This is a genomic window from Haloechinothrix sp. LS1_15 (assembly GCF_033042135.1).
GTDB lineage: Bacteria > Actinomycetota > Actinomycetes > Mycobacteriales > Pseudonocardiaceae > Haloechinothrix.
Genome location: NZ_WBXM01000003.1, coordinates 417,279 through 432,099 on the forward strand (window position 1 = coordinate 417,279; position 14,821 = coordinate 432,099).

General features: G+C 68.6%; 13 protein-coding genes. 5 read left to right on the plus strand and 8 right to left on the minus strand.

Features of this window, described 5'->3' with window-relative positions:
• Positions 1-2: 2 nt before the first annotated feature.
• Complete coding sequence (locus F8178_RS07145; protein WP_396345066.1) at positions 3-2,945, minus strand: alpha/beta fold hydrolase; 2,943 nt, start codon at positions 2,943-2,945, stop codon at positions 3-5.
• Positions 2,946-3,256: 311 nt separating this feature from the next.
• Between F8178_RS07145 and F8178_RS07150 the strand changes: the two genes are divergently transcribed.
• A complete protein-coding gene (locus F8178_RS07150) occupies positions 3,257-4,234 on the plus strand; it encodes a TerC family protein (protein ID WP_317493861.1) in 978 nt (325 codons plus the stop codon).
• Here the strand turns inward: F8178_RS07150 and F8178_RS07155 are convergent.
• Both F8178_RS07155 and F8178_RS07160 read right to left on the minus strand, forming a co-directional pair.
• Complete coding sequence (locus F8178_RS07155) at positions 4,221-4,877, minus strand: RES family NAD+ phosphorylase (protein WP_317493862.1); 657 nt, start codon at positions 4,875-4,877, stop codon at positions 4,221-4,223. The two genes, F8178_RS07150 and F8178_RS07155, sit on opposite strands and share 14 nt — an antisense overlap.
• Before the next feature lie 15 nt (positions 4,878-4,892).
• Entirely contained in the window at positions 4,893-5,474 is a 582-nt protein-coding gene (locus F8178_RS07160) for a DNA-binding protein (protein ID WP_317493863.1), read from the minus strand.
• Between the two features lie 84 nt (positions 5,475-5,558).
• Here F8178_RS07160 and F8178_RS07165 point away from each other — a divergent pair, with 84 nt between their 5' ends.
• Entirely contained in the window at positions 5,559-5,705 is a 147-nt protein-coding gene (locus F8178_RS07165; protein ID WP_317493864.1) for a hypothetical protein, read from the plus strand.
• A 22-nt stretch (positions 5,706-5,727) separates the two neighbouring features.
• On the opposite strand, the gene F8178_RS07170 is transcribed toward F8178_RS07165, so the two are convergent.
• From F8178_RS07170 to F8178_RS07180, 3 genes are all read right to left on the minus strand, one after another.
• The gene (locus F8178_RS07170) at positions 5,728-6,588 is read right to left on the minus strand and encodes an SCO6745 family protein (protein ID WP_317493865.1); all 861 of its coding nucleotides are present in this window, start codon (positions 6,586-6,588) and stop codon (positions 5,728-5,730) included.
• A gap of 64 nt (positions 6,589-6,652) precedes the next feature.
• Complete coding sequence (locus F8178_RS07175) at positions 6,653-7,960, minus strand: serpin family protein (protein ID WP_317493866.1); 1,308 nt, start codon at positions 7,958-7,960, stop codon at positions 6,653-6,655.
• A gap of 119 nt (positions 7,961-8,079) precedes the next feature.
• The gene (locus tag F8178_RS07180) at positions 8,080-8,820 is read right to left on the minus strand and encodes an alpha/beta fold hydrolase (RefSeq protein WP_317493867.1); all 741 of its coding nucleotides are present in this window, start codon (positions 8,818-8,820) and stop codon (positions 8,080-8,082) included.
• Positions 8,821-8,986: 166 nt separating this feature from the next.
• On the opposite strand from F8178_RS07180, the gene F8178_RS07185 reads away from it, so the two are divergent.
• Positions 8,987-10,201 carry a helix-turn-helix domain-containing protein gene (locus tag F8178_RS07185; protein ID WP_317493868.1) on the plus strand — a complete coding sequence of 405 codons (1,215 nt, stop codon included), beginning with the start codon at positions 8,987-8,989 and terminating at the stop codon, positions 10,199-10,201.
• 35 nt (positions 10,202-10,236) lie between these two features.
• On the opposite strand, the gene F8178_RS07190 is transcribed toward F8178_RS07185, so the two are convergent.
• On the minus strand, positions 10,237-10,914 hold the full coding sequence (locus tag F8178_RS07190; protein WP_317493869.1) for an MBL fold metallo-hydrolase: 678 nt from the start codon (positions 10,912-10,914) through the stop codon (positions 10,237-10,239).
• A gap of 149 nt (positions 10,915-11,063) precedes the next feature.
• On the opposite strand from F8178_RS07190, the gene uvrA reads away from it, so the two are divergent.
• Both uvrA and F8178_RS07200 read left to right on the plus strand, forming a co-directional pair.
• Positions 11,064-13,928, plus strand: a complete 2,865-nt coding sequence (gene uvrA, locus F8178_RS07195) for an excinuclease ABC subunit UvrA (RefSeq protein WP_317493870.1) — start codon at positions 11,064-11,066, stop codon at positions 13,926-13,928.
• A gap of 43 nt (positions 13,929-13,971) precedes the next feature.
• The gene (locus F8178_RS07200; protein ID WP_317493871.1) at positions 13,972-14,430 is read left to right on the plus strand and encodes an SRPBCC family protein; all 459 of its coding nucleotides are present in this window, start codon (positions 13,972-13,974) and stop codon (positions 14,428-14,430) included.
• On the opposite strand, the gene F8178_RS07205 is transcribed toward F8178_RS07200, so the two are convergent.
• Positions 14,402-14,734: a DUF1844 domain-containing protein gene (locus F8178_RS07205; RefSeq protein WP_396345084.1), complete on the minus strand. Its 333-nt coding sequence runs from the start codon at positions 14,732-14,734 to the stop codon at positions 14,402-14,404. The two genes, F8178_RS07200 and F8178_RS07205, sit on opposite strands and share 29 nt — an antisense overlap.
• Positions 14,735-14,821: the final 87 nt, after the last annotated feature.

Sequence of the window (14,821 nt, forward strand, 5' to 3'; positions counted from 1 at the left end):
CCTCAACGCGCGTCACCCTCCTCAGCCACCAGTTGCAGGAACGCGTCCTCCAACCGCCGCCGCGGCCCGGCTTGCTCCACCGACACCCCGGCATGCACCAGCGCCGCCACGGCGACGGATCGCGGGATTCCGCCCAGGTTCACGTGCACCTTGCCATCGGCGACCTCTACATCGGACATACCCTCGACGGTGTGCAGCGCCGCTGCTGCGGCATCGGTGTCGTCCACCACGAAGCTGGCCTCACCGCCGGCGGCCACGATCTCGCCAACCGCTCCGTCGGCGACCGCGGTGCCGTGGTGCATCACCACTACGTGGGTGGCGGTCTGCTCGACCTCGGCGAGCAGGTGGCTGGATACCAGTACGGTGCGGCCGGTCGCTGCGTACCGTCGCATCACCTCTCGCATCTGGTGGATCTGCGGTGGGTCGAGGCCGTTGGTCGGTTCGTCCAGCACCAGCAACTCGGGTAGGCCCAGCATCGCCTGGGCGATGGCCAGGCGTTGTCGCATGCCCTGGCTGTAGGTACGCACCTTCCGGTCGATGGCATCGCCCAGCCCGGCGATCTCCATGGCCTCGGTGAGGTGCGCCGAATGCCGTGGCCGCCCGGTGGCCGCCCAGTACAGCTCCAGGTTCTTCCTGCCGGAAGCGTGGGGCAGGAAACCGGGACCTTCCACGAACGCCCCCACGCGGGACAGGACTGGCGCGCCCGGGTACACGCGGTGCCCGAAGATCCGCATCTCCCCTGAGGTCGGGCTCACCAGCCCCATCAGCATACGCAACGTGGTGGTCTTGCCTGCCCCGTTCGGGCCGAGCAGGCCGAGTACCTGGCCTCGCTCCACACGGAACGACAGGTCGGATACCGCGGTCAGGCTTCCCCCGTAGGTCTTGGTCAGGTTGTCGATCCGTAGCGGGACGTCGGCGAGTGCGGGGTCGGGATCCTCGATCCCGCCACGCCGCAGCGCCGCCACCAGGGAGATGACCAGGGCCGCGAGCAGCAGGCCGCCGATGCCCAGCAGTTGCGGGACGGGCAGGCCGGTGTCGGCTTCGGTGCCCGGCACCGAGGGCACCCGCAATGCCGGATCCCCTGCCAGCGAGATCTCGTAGGCCGCGGCTTGCTCCTCGCTCGCGTAGCCGAGATCCGTGGTGGTGACCACCAGCTGCAGCCGGTGGCCCGCTTCCACCGGTCGTACGGTGCCGGGCAGGTTCACCGTGATCTCCACGGGGCTGCCGTCGGCGGGTAGTTCCGGTACCCGGACCGGCGCGACCGCATCGCCAGGGAGCCGCCGTGTGCCGTCCGGAGCGACGTCATAGAGCTTCGCGAACAGCACCGCGTCCTGCTCGTTCCCGCCTACCGCGTCGCCGGTGCCGGCCGCCGCGGCGGCGGCCACCTGAAGGGTGACCGTGGACGAGCCGGTGATCATCAGCTGGTCGTCGAGGGCGTGGGTGGTGAACTGTGCCGTCTGCTCCGGTAGGTCGAGCGCGCCGAGACCGCCCGGGATCAGTTGATTGAGCCCCGGCAAGCCGCTGATCGCGGCGGGCATACCCCCCGGCGGGTAGAGGATCCGCTGCTGCGGCCCGGACAGCGGTACCGCCTCGCGTGGTGTGCTGTCGCCGTGCAGTCCGGGGTAGCTCTCCGCCTCGACGACCCGAACAGACGGGGCGCGGGTGGCTTCGAAGGTGCCCTGCACGTCGTAGCGGAATGCGGGCACCGGATCGTCGCCGCTACCGGTGAGCCGGTACGCGAGCCAGTCGGCGATCGTCTCGCGCAGTTGTGGGCCGGGTGCGCCGCCGTCGTGACCACCCGCGTACCAGATCATCGAGACCTCACCGCCCGCTTGGGTGATCTGCCTGGCATTCGCATCCGCCTGGTTCAGTCCGAACAGCGTGTCCCTTGTGCCCTGGACGAGTAGGGTCGGTGCGGTGATGGCGCCGGTAAGTGCGGCTGGCGAGACTCTGCGGAGCAGCTCCCTGGTCTGCTCGCCCGCGGTCGACGTCGTCGCGACCTCGGTGTAGGCGCGGCATACGGGCGCGGCGAACCGGCCACACGGATCCACCGTGCCGTTCATCTGAGGAAGGCTGGGCCTTGCCTGGTCGGGTACCTCGCTGCCGGACGTGCCCGGTCCGGCGGTGCCGGAGGGGTCGGCGGTGCCGGGGCGCTCGCGCAGGTCGTCGCGGGTATCGCCGGGCTCGGGCGCGTCGGGAAGCGGACCCGCGGTGCCGGTGCCACCCATACCTCCGGAGAAGAGGGTGCCCGCCCAGCCCTGTTTGAAAACGCCCTCCCCGGCGAGCTCGCCACCCGCTGGGGTGTCGGGCACTGAGGTCTCCCCGGGAGTCTCCTCGGGTGCCGCACGGTCCTGTAGCTCGTTCGGCAACAGCGCGTGTTCGAGATCGTTGTAGGTCATTACCGGGGCGATCGCGTCCACGCGGTCGTCGGTGCCAGCCAGCTGCAGGGCCAGCGCGCCGCCGTAGGAGGACCCCGTCACGCCCACGACCGGGTCGCCAGCCGAATCGGTCTGCACGGTGGGCTGCTTCTCGAGGAAGTCGAGCAGGTGTTGCGCGTCGGCTACCTCCCGATCGGGGTCGTTCAGCCAGATCATTCCCCCGCTCTCGCCGAACCCGCGGGCCGTGTAGGTGAGCACGACGAACCCGTGCTCGGCGAGTTCCCGGGCCTGGCCCGCGACGCTGTCCTTGGTGCCACCGAAGCCGTGGGGGAGCAGTACCGCGGGCGCGGGGGTGGATTCGGGCACGTAGAGCGTCACATCCAGCGGGATACTCTCCACAGCGTCCGGTGAGCGGGGAACGTCGACCGTGGCGTCCTGGGTGCGTACGTCGGGGCCGTCGGTCTCCCGCGGCCACAGCGCCACGATCGCGGTCACTGCGACCACCCCGGCCAGCGTGGCCGCGATCACGCGCGGTAGCACCTGGCGAGATCTCGTGGATCGGAGCACGATTATGACCGTATGTGACCCCGCTCCGGTCCAGCCACGCACCCTCGTCGGTGAACGGGCTTCGTGTGCGGATCGTGATCCGCCCGACGATCGCTGGCGCCCCGGGTGAACCGTGTGTCACGATGAACGGGCGTTGCGTGGAGGGGAGTATTCCCCTGCGGCGGTGTCGTCAATACGGACAACGTCGGCCGCTCCGGTTCCGCTGACACCGGCGCGCCGTCGGTCCCGGCATCGCCGGTCCGCACCCACCGCGGACGGAAGAGACCTCTGGTGACGGTGGTCCCGTACTGCTGTGCCAGAGGAGTCGAGTAATGAACGTTCCGCTGTGGGGTTGGCTGCTCACCGTGGGGGTGGTGAGCGCGGTCATCCTGACCGATCTCGTCGTGTCAGTGCGACGCCCGCATACTCCCAGCCTCCGGGAAGCCGCGTGGTGGTCCACGTTCTACGTGGTGGCTGCCGTCGTCTTCGGCGTCGGTGTGTGGGTCGTGTCGGGCCACCAGTACGGCGCGGAGTTCTTCGCGGGCTATGTCACCGAGAAGTCACTGAGCGTCGACAACCTGTTCGTCTTCATGCTGATCATGACGGCGTTCCGGGTTCCCGCTGTCCACCGGCACATGGTGCTCCTGGTGGGTGTCGCGCTCGCGCTGATCCTGCGGGGCGTGTTCATCGCGCTCGGTGCCGCGCTGATCGCGACCTTCTCCTGGATCTTCTTCGTCTTCGGCGCGATCCTCGTCTGGACCGCGTTCAGCATGCTGCGTGGAAAGGAGCGCACCGAGTACCACGAGCCGTGGGTGGTGCGCAAAATCCGCCAGGTCCTGCCGGTGACCGACGACTACGTCGGTAACAAACTGGTCGTCAAGCGTGACGGCAGACGGTGGATCACCCCGATGTTCATCGTCATCCTCGCCATCGGCTGCGCCGACGTGCTGTTCGCCGCCGATTCGATCCCTGCCATCTTCGGCATCACCCAGGAAGCGTACCTGGTGTTCACCGCCAACGCCTTCGCGTTGATGGGCCTGCGGCAGCTGTACTTCCTCGTCGGCGGCCTGGTGGAGCGCCTGGCCTACCTGGCCCACGGCCTGTCGATCATCTTGCTGTTCATCGGCGGCAAGCTGTTCCTGCACGCCTTCCACGAGTACGAGCTGGTACCGGCGTGGCTGGACATCAACACCTGGGTATCGCTCGGCGTCATCGTGCTGATCCTGGCGGTGACCACGCTGGCGAGCCTCGCCGCCAGCAGGCGGTCGGGTGTCCAGCGTGACACCGCCGACGAGCTCACCCGTACATGACGTAGTTCAGCTCGTTGCACACCCGCGCGATCGGCATGTCCAGGCCGGGATGGCTCAGCGGCAGCAGCAGGTCGGGGTCGGAGGGAAGGGCCGACCGCGCGGACGGGTCCCACAGGCAGATCGCCGGGTTGCCGGAATCCATCGACGACGGGTACCAGAGCCCGTCGAGGTCCGGGTAGGCGGCGCGGATCGCGCGTGCCCAGACCTGGGTGATCTTCTTCGGACCGCTGGCGATCTCCTGGGAGGCCCCCATCCGGGTGGGCCACAGACCGGTCAGATCCAGCAGCCGCAGCGTACGCACCGGACGGATCACCGCCACATGCGGCGCCCGCGTTACCCGGTCGACCGTGGACGTGGCCTGGTAGACCTCGGCAATGCCGGTCCGCGCGGACAGCCCGAAGTACAGCACCCCGTTCTCCGGGTCGGTGGTTGGGCCGCCCTCCTCGTCCGGTTGCTGGGGGTCGAAACGGCCATGGGGGAGCGGCCCGGTGTAACGGAACGAATCCCAGGTCTGCCGATGCCTGCCCTCGGCGTTGAAGATCCGGACCAGTCGGGTCGCCGGGTGTACCGCGACGATGTCCTCGTCCATACGCAAGCCGGTGGCCAGCGCTGCGGGCGAAGGTGGCAGTGGAAGACGAGACATGCAGGACCGGCGGGGCTACGCGGCCGTGCCGATCGAGGTGACCAGGTTCGCTACCGACTTCGGGTCACCGTGGGCGAGTAACCACTCACGCGGTGTCACCCGCTGCCCGTTGATCTCGAGGTCCGGTTGCTGGGTGTTCATGAACGCCGCGACCACCATCGGTGGCTGGTCAGGCGGGATGGCGGGGATCACGCTACGCAGGCCGGGCAAAGGGCCGCCTTCGGTGAACTGCCAGGCGGGAAGGTGCCACTCGCTGTCCTTCCAGCCGAACAGCTTCCGCTGGCGTAGCCGGTCCCTGACCTCGGATTGGGTGAGGTCGAGCAGTCGCGCGGCTTCGCTCACCGAATAGGCGGACTTGGTGAAGACCGCGTGCGCCACCACGGACTTCGCGCGCGGGCACGGCTCGTCGTCAGCGTAGGGTGACAGGTCGAGGCCCACCTCGGCGAGTGCTTCCTGCTGCTCGGCCGAGAAGTGCTCCGCAGGCTCGGGGTGCGGCACCGACACCCTGCGTGCCGTGTCCTCCACGAGCCGCAGGAACTCGTCTGCGTCCACCCGGAGCCCGGCCTTCGCCAGAACAGCTTCGAGCGCAACAGTCACCTTTCTAAAGTAGCACGTGCAGCTCGTGCTACGCGGTCGTTGCATTACGCTGGCGCCGGTGCGATTGATCACGATGGGGGGGATGTGCGAGCAGGTTCGAACCGGATCGCGCAGCAGGCCTGCCGTACGCCGCTGCTCGAGGTCGACCCGCTCGGTGCCGAGCTCGGCTGCACCATGCTGGTCAGGGCGCTGGTACGTGCGGGGCGCGGGTTCCGTCGGGCTCGGGGCTGACCGGGACAGCGAAGCCGGGTGCCTACCTGCCGAACAGCTCGGCGGGGAACGCGCCCGCAGCCACGACCCGCTTGCTGAGGTCTTTGCCGATCTCCCGCAGGCGTTGTGTCCGTTCCACCCCGAGGTGGCGCCACGGCCCGGTCGCGGCTTCGTTGGTGGCCGCTTCCACCCGTTCCCGCAGTGCCTGCCCTTCGGAGGTGAGCGCGCCGTCCGCGTCGAGCAAGCCGCGGTCCTGTAACGAGCGCACGGCCGCCGTCCACTGCTCGACCGTCCAGCCACGGCTGGCCTGCGCGCCGGACTCAGTGAAGCCGCGTCCGGTGGCGGTGTGGGTCACCAGGGCGGTGAGCCCGTCCACCCCCGCGGAGACCAGCGCCGCGATGTGGCCGTCGCCGCGGAACTCGCGTAGCAGTGTGATGGCGTGCCACAGCACCAGCAGCGGCTCTTCCGGCCAGTCCAGCTCCGCGTGCGCGGCATACAGCGGGCGCCCCTCCGGAACGCAGCCGCGGGTGGCTTCGCGCGCCAGCTCGGCGGCTTCGGCGACCTCGGCACCGGATGCCGCGTCGCCGAGCAGCCGCTGCAGTGCGGTGCCTGCCGCCCGGAAGCGGGCTTCAAGGATGCTGTCCGGGGAGGCGAGCGACCACGCGCGCGGGATGTGCCTGGCGACGAGTTCCGGGTTGAAGTTGTAGAACGTCGCCGTCACCACCCCAGGGCCCACCGGACCCATGGCTGCCGCCCGGCTGGCGAAGTAGCTCATGCGCCCTGGTCGGAGCCCCGCGGCGGTCAGCTCCTCCTCGGCTTCCGGGGCGAAGTACAGCATCGCGTGAAGCGAGTCGGTGGCGCGGTGCGCGGCGGCGGCGAGTTCGGCGAACTGTCCATGATCCATAGCGAGCATCCTGCGGTATGGGCGCGGCCGGTGGCAATAGCGCCGGTTGCCCTCGGCAGCCACGTCAATCCTCCTCGGTCGGGTCGGTGACTGATCCGACGAACAGCGGCGCCCCGGTCGGCTCGTGGGTCAGCGCGAAGGAGAACGGCCGGTCGGCCCGCACGCTCACCTCGGACGGCGGCGGGGCGGATACGGCCCCGGCGATGCCGGTGACCGCGGCGGCTTCGGTGCCGTTCTCGTCCACCGTGATGGTGGCGCGGTGGATTGCGTCGCTCACCTCGACAGCCTCGCCGATGCCGTCCAGGCCAGCCAGGTCGGTGACCCCGAGCTCCGCGAGTAGCGGGAGCACCTCGACGTCGGAGGCGAAATCCCATCGCGGCATCGCCAGCTCGACCATGGTGGTCCCGGCCTCGGCGAGCTCGCTGAGCAGCTCCCCGGTGATCGGCGGGGCCGTCACGGCGCGGTCCGTGGGCACCACCACCCACATCACCAGCTCGCGTCCCACGTACGGCAACCGCGCGGCATGCCAGCCGTCGCCGGTCGCATACCCCAGTTCCGCGGCCTCACGGTGCATCATGGGAACCTCCGTGGTGTCCCCGTCCGGCAGCTGGAACGGCTCGTGCTCGGTGCGGTGCTCCTCGAACGGCGCTTGCCAGTCGGCCTTCAGGTAGATCGCGTTGGCGAGCACGGTGACGGTCTCGGGGTCGAGTTCCTCGAAGAGCTGCTCGATGCGCTCCTCGGTGTGCTCGGACACCCAGCGGTTGATGATGTCCACGGCCTCGCCCGAGGGGAAATCGACGGCCCGGGCGCCCGCCCCGTAGTGCTGGGCCAGCGCGCGCAGGAACGGTTCGCCGACCTCGAAGCCCTGCTGCACGAACAGGCCGTTGGCGATGCTGACGATCGGGTCCTCCGGCGGTTCGTCGGGGTCCCGTGTCGCCCCAACCTGCTCCCGTGGTGGTGGTTCGCCGGTGTTCAGGATCTCGGCGCTGAGCGCGTTGTAGGCCTCGTGCACGCCCTCTGGGAACCCGAAGACGTCGTCGAGCTGCGCGGCCGTGTCGCCGGTCGCTCCTGCCCGCAGCATGGCGAACGCGTAACCGAGGCTGATCGGTGAGTACACCGTGTTCGGTTGCGCCTCGGTGTCCTGCCGCGACGCCAGTGCCTCGGTGTAGTCGCCGGTGAACGAACGCAGCCCGGCGACCGCTGCTTCCACCGGTGCGTCCTCGGCCGGGCTGAGGCGGTCGGCATCGGAGACGAGCTGTCCACCCCCACCTGTCGGGTTGGTGTCGTCGTCCGGGCCGCCGGTCGCGCAGGCTCCGGTCGCCATGATCAACATCAGGGTCAGCAGCATGCTCAGCGTCCGCGGGGTCGTCATCGTCACCTCCGGCTCACAGGTTCTTGTCCTGCCACGCGCCGCACCACCGCCGGGTTGCCCCGGCGGTGGTGCGGCGGCGTGTCGGTGGCCGTGGCGGGCGTGTGTCGACCCGTGGGATCTCAACGCACGAACTCGCGCACCTCCTCGGACACCGAGTCATCGGTGAGGAAGCTCAGATGTCCCGTGCACCAGGCGCGATGGTTCTCCGCCCCGTCGAGCACCGTGCTCCGTGCGGGCACGATGATGCCGTCGCACCGCGACCACCAGGTGCCGTAGTCGGCAGAGCCCGGCGTGGGGTCACCCGCGTTGAGCTCGGACAGGAAGTCGGATCCGGGCTGCATGTCCCGGCACGACTGGTGCGCCAGCGAACACCACGACGCGACGTAGGTGCCGTTGTTCGGGCCAGCCAGCGAGACCCAGGTCGATACGGTCTCGTCACCGTCGAGGAACTTCATGTACCAGCGCGTGCTCAACCCGCCCATGGAATGGGTGACCACGTCCACCTGGTCGGCGCCGGTACGGTCCAGGTGCTCGTCGACGACCTCGGCGAACTCGTGCGCTGTGGTCTCGTTCGACTGTGTCGTGTCGTAGTCCCAGGCGTAGAGGTACTCGTCCGGGTAGCCGTCGCCGCGGAAGTCGGCCATCATGCTCGACCAGTTCCAGCTCGATCCCTGGTAACCGTGCACGAAGATGACAGGGTTGCGGTGCTGGTCCTGCACTTCCACCTCCGTGCCCTCGGTTCCCGCCGCCGCGGCGGCGGGAACCGAGGGCACCAGCACCAGTGCCAGGCACAGTGCCGCGGCCCTGAGGCTGAAACCTCGATGTTTGCTACGGAACGTGCTGCGATCGGGACGGCGCATGACATCTCCTCTGCGCGAACTCGGTTGCCACGTGCCTCCGTCGAGCGGCGGCACGCGGCGTGACTGACTGTGCGCACAAGGATCAGGCCATGAGGGCACCGGCGTCTCTCCGTCATCTCCCCAAAGTTGCTGCGCGGGCGGCTGTGAAGCGTCACAATGCAAGGTCATGGATCCTGAAGCCGGCCTGCGTACCGTGCTCGCGAGGGTGCGGGAAGAGGTGGGTGAGCTCAGTGGTGACGTCGTGGCCTGCATCGTGCGGGAGGTCCCTCGGCTCCGCTCGCTTCCGGAGGGTGTACTGCATGACGAGGTGAGGCGCTCGGTCGCGGACAGCGTGTCCATGGTCCTTGGGTCCCTCGTGGACGGTCGCGAGGTGGACTCCGATCTCCTTGCCGAACCGATGCGAACGATGATGGCCAGGGTATCGGTCCGACCATCCTTTGCAGACATACTTGACGGTTACCTTATTGGGGCAAGGGAAACCTGGCGCAGGATCGTCTCGTACTGTGGCAGCGAGCATGCGCCTTGGCTGGTGGCGCTCGTGGATCCGCTCGCTCGCCAGAACCGGCGACTGTTCGTGGCTGTGGCGCAGGCCTATCTCGACGAGCAACACAGGGCACACGGGGAAGCCGGCGAGGCGCGTCGCGAGCTGACCGCGGCCCTGCTCGCCGGGGAGCCGGTGACGGATCTGGAGCAGCGCGCCGGTGTCACCGCTGCCGATTCGTACGCAATCCTGAGCTGGCGCGCGGAGGGTGCGAGCGGGACCGTCGGCGACGCGGCCGCCCAGCTGCTCCGGCGCAGGCGAGTGCGGGCCGCGCTCGAAGAGCGGTTCCGTGCCACCGTGCTCAGCGTGCTCGGCGAACGGGACGGTACGGCGTTGATCCCGGCGATGGGTGATGAGGGGGCGGAGCGCACCTCGGCGATGCGAGCTTTCGTCACCGAGGTCAGCGAGATCACCGGCACAACGGTCACCGCGGCGGCCAGCCTCGCGGGCACGCGCCAGGCCGTGCCTTCGGCAGTGGACGAGGCAAGAGAAGTGCTGGACGTGGTGGGGCGGCTCGGGCGGGAACCGGGCGTCTACAAGCTGGACGACGTCCTGCTCGAGGTGCAGGTGGCTCGTCCCGGTGTTGCCCGTGACCGGCTCGCTCGGAGGTTGGATCCGCTGTGCGAGCGACCCGAACTGCTCGGCACGCTCCGCACGTTGTTCGACGCCAAGCTCAACCGCAGGCGTGCTGCGCGCGCCCTCCACGTGCACCCGAACACGTTGGACTATCGGCTGCAACGCGTGGCGGAGTTCGTGGGGCTCGACCCGGGCGATCCCGACGAGCTGCGGGTGCTCGCGACCGCCCTGATCGCCTATGACCTGGAACGCGGTGAGTGTTGATCACCGCTCGCGGTTGCCGGTGTGAGACCAGGTGCTTACCAGCCCCGCTCGCGCCACTCGCCGAGCTTGCCGCGCTCGGCGCCGAGGGTGGAGTCGTCGCCGTGGCCGGGATAGAACCATGTGTCGTCGGGAAGCTGCGCGAACACCCGCTCCTCGACGTCGTTGATCAGCGAGGTGAAGTCCTCGGCCGAGGTGGTCTTGCCGACGCCGCCAGGGAAGAGGCTGTCGCCGGTGAACAGGTGGGGATGCCCGGCGGGGTCCCGGTAGAGCAGCGCGATCGACCCCGGGGTGTGCCCGCGCAGGTGGATCACCTCGAGCCGGCACTCGCCGACGGAGATGGTGTCGCCGTGCTCCAGCAGGACGTCGGGGGGCACCGGGAGCTCGGGCGCGTCGAGCGGGTGGGCGGCCGTCTCACAGCCGTAGGCACCCGCGATCGCGCCGAGAGCCTGCCAGTGATCACCGTGCCGGTGGGTGGTGACGATCGTGCGGAGGTTCGCTCGCGCGCCGTCATAGCCGATCAGATCGGAGATGCGATCGGGGTCGTTGGCAGCGTCGATCAGCAGCGCCTCACCGGTACTCTTGCAGGTCAGTAGGTAGGTGTTGTTGTCCATCGGACCGACGGAGAGCTTGCAGACGGTCAGCGCATCCAGGGTCCTGCGCGCGGCGTCTCCGCCGGGCTCGGTGTGTCCGGTGTACTCGTCGGTGATCCTCACAACAGTCAGCCTAGTCCCCCCGGAACGGGACGTGGCGGGAGGTGGGAACGCCGTGGGGACGTCGCGGTGTCGGGGTGGGCTCCTAACATGGAGGAGGCCGCTTCGTGTCGATGGATCCGGCCGGCAATCAGCGAGTGAAGGGACCTGGAGTGTCCGACCATCTTGTGGTTCGTGGTGCCCGCGAACACAACCTCGACAGCGTCGATGTCGACCTGCCAAGGGACAGCCTGATCGTGTTCACCGGGCTGTCCGGCTCCGGTAAGTCGAGCCTGGCGTTCGACACCGTCTTCGCCGAGGGGCAGCGCCGCTACGTCGAGTCGTTGTCGGCCTACGCCAGGCAGTTTCTCGGCCAGATGGACAAGCCGGATGTCGACTTCATCGAGGGCCTGTCGCCCGCGGTGTCGATCGATCAGAAGTCCACCTCGCGCAACCCCCGGTCGACCGTCGGCACCATCACCGAGATCTACGACTACCTGCGGCTGCTGTTCGCCAGGGCGGGCGAGCCGCACTGCCCGCAGTGCGGTGAGCCGATCAGCAAGCAGACCCCGCAGCAGATCGTCGATCAGGTCCTCGACATGGAGCAAGGTACTCGCTTCCAGGTGCTCGCTCCGGTGGTACGCGGCCGCAAGGGCGAGTACGTCGATCTGTTCGCAAACCTCCAGCAGCAAGGCTTCTCGCGGGTGCACGTCGATGGTGCGGTGCACCCGCTGACCAACCCGCCGAAGCTGAAGAAGCAGGAGAAGCACGATATCGGCGTGGTGATCGACCGCCTTGTCGTGAAGGCGAGTGCCAAGCAGCGGCTGACCGACTCGATCGAAACGGCGCTGGGATTGGCAGGCGGGCTCGTCGAGCTGGAGTTCGTGGACCTGCCGGAGCACGACCCGCATCGGGTCCGGGGCTTCTCCGAGCACCTGGCCTGCCCCAACGGTCATCCGCTTGCGGTCGAGGACCTGGAACCGCGTTCGTTCTCGTTCAACTCGCCGTACGGCGCCTGCCCCGATTGCACCGGGATCGGCACCCGTAAAGAAGTCGATCCCGAGCTGGTGGTGCCCGACGATCAGCTCTCCGTGGCCGAGGGGGCGATCGCGCCGTGGGCGAGCGGGCACAGCGCCGAGTACTTCCAGCGGCTGCTGACCTCGCTGGCCGAGACGATGGGTTTCCGCACCGACACCCCGTGGCGCTCGCTGCCAGGCAAGGTGCAGAAGGCGATCTTGCACGGCGTGGACGAGCAGGTGCACGTCAGTTACCGCAATCGGTACGGGCGCAGGCGCTCGTACTACGCCACCTTCGAGGGAGTCATCTCGTTCCTCGAACGCCGCCGCGAGCAGACAGAGTCCGATTTCATGCGGGAGCGTTACGAGGGCTACATGCGCGAGGTGCCCTGCCCCGCTTGCCAAGGGGCCAGACTCAAGCCGGAGATCCTGGCGGTCACCCTGCGCAACAGTAGCCAGGGAGCCCGCTCCATTGCCGAGGTGTGCGCGCTGTCGGTGTCGGAGGCCGCCGAGTTCCTCGACGATCTGGTGCTCGACGAGCGGCAGGCGATGATCGCCGCCGCGGTGTTGAAGGAGATCCGCGCCCGGCTGCGGTTCCTGCTGGATGTGGGGCTGGATTACCTGTCGCTGGACCGGCCGGCAGGCACACTCTCCGGTGGCGAGGCGCAGCGGATCCGGTTGGCGACCCAGATCGGTTCCGGACTCGTCGGCGTGCTGTACGTGCTCGACGAGCCGTCCATCGGGTTGCACCAGCGCGACAACCACCGGCTCATCGGGACGCTGACCCGATTGCGCAGCCTCGGTAACACGCTGATCGTCGTCGAGCACGACGAGGACACCATCCGGTCGAGTGACTGGGTGGTCGATATCGGGCCAGGCGCGGGTGAGCACGGTGGCAAGATCGTCCATAGTGGACCTTACGAGGATCTGCTGACCAACATGGACTCGCTGACCGGCGACTACCTCGCGGGCCGCAAGGAGATCCCGCTTCCGGCTTCCCGGCGGCCGCGGGATCGCAAGCGGCAGGTCACGGTCGTCGGCGCCAGGGAGAATAACCTGCGTTCCCTCGACGTATCGTTCCCGCTGGGCTGCCTGATCACGGTGACCGGTGTGTCGGGCTCCGGGAAGTCGACGCTGGTCAACGACATCCTGGCGCGGGTGTTGCAGAACAAGCTGAACGGTGCACGGCAGGTGCCAGGCAGGCACACCCGGGTGCGTGGGCTGACCCATGTCGACAAGATGGTGCAGGTCGACCAGTCGCCGATCGGGCGGACACCGCGCTCCAACCCGGCCACCTACACCGGGGTATGGGATCACGTCAGGAAGCTGTTCGCCGCTACGACCGAGGCCAAGGTTCGTGGCTACCAGCCGGGCCGGTTCTCGTTCAACGTCAAGGGCGGGCGCTGTGAGGCGTGCGCGGGCGACGGCACGATCAAGATCGAGATGAACTTCCTGCCGGACGTGTACGTGCCCTGCGAGGTCTGCAAGGGTGCTCGGTACAACCGCGAGACACTAGAGGTGCACTACAAGGGCAAGACCGTGGCCGAGGTGCTGGACATGCCGATCGAGGAGGCCGCGGAGTTCTTCGAGCCCATCAAGGCGGTACACCGGCACCTGAAGACGCTGGTCGACGTGGGGCTGGGCTACGTCCGGCTCGGCCAGCCGGCCCCCACGCTGTCCGGTGGCGAGGCGCAACGGGTCAAGCTGGCCGCCGAGCTGCAGAAACGGTCCACCGGTAAAACCATGTACGTGCTCGACGAGCCCACGACGGGGTTGCACTTCGAGGACATCCGCAAGCTGCTCGGCGTGATCAACGGACTGGTGGACAAGGGCAACACGGTGATCGTGATCGAGCACAACATGGATGTCATCAAGACGTCCGACTGGATCATCGACATGGGCCCCGAGGGCGGCTCGGGAGGCGGAACCGTCGTCGCGGAGGGCACGCCGGAGGAGGTCGCGGCGATCGACGCCAGCTACACCGGCCGGTTCCTGCGCCCGATCCTCGAGCACCGCGACTGATCGCCGACATAGGCGCGCCGCGCGGGGCTCGTTATCCTGGCACGTGTTTCGTCGCTACCGGTTCCGCAACACCTGGTCACTCGCTGCGCCCGCGCGGGAGGTGTTCGGTGCGCTGGCCGACCTCGCCTCCTACCCGCGATGGTGGCGCGACGTGCGCACCGTGCGGCAGCTCGACGAGGACACCGCGCAGGTCACCTGCCGTTCGGTGCTGCCGTACTCGCTCGATCTGTGGTTGCGCCGCGCCGAGGAGGACAACCGCGCGGGGCGTCTGCGCGTCGATCTCACCGGGGACCTCGAGGGGTACTGCGGTTGCCTGGTGACCGGCAACGGCCACCGATCACAGGTGGTGGTCTACCAGGAGGTCGAGCTCCGCAAGCCGCAGCTGCGCCGCGTTGAGCCTTGGCTCGGGCCGCTGTACCGGGCCAATCACGCGGCCATGATGTGGCGGGGCAGGCGTGGGCTACTCCACTACCTCACCGCTCCTCGGAAGCCGGGCGCGTGACGACCGGGCCGGTGAGCTTCTCGCCGGGTCCCTGTCCGGGTGGATCGGGGATGGCCGATGCCTCGCGGAAGGCGCGCTGCATCGACTGGAGCCCATCGCGCAAGGGGCCCGCGTGCGCGCCGAGGTACTCCGCCGACGAGGTCACCAGACCGGCCAGCGCAGTGATCAGCCGCCTGGCCTCGTCGAGGTCACGACGCGGGCTGTTATCCGGGTCGGGATCGGCGAGGCCGAGCCGTTCGGCCGAGGCGGAAAGCAGCATCAGCGCGGCGCGACTGATGACCTCGACGCTCGGTATGTCTGCCAGATCACGATCCGGCGGATTCTGCCATTCGGGGGAAGTCGGCGATTGTTTCCGGGACTGTTCGGGATCGCTGCCTACCACATCTGATAC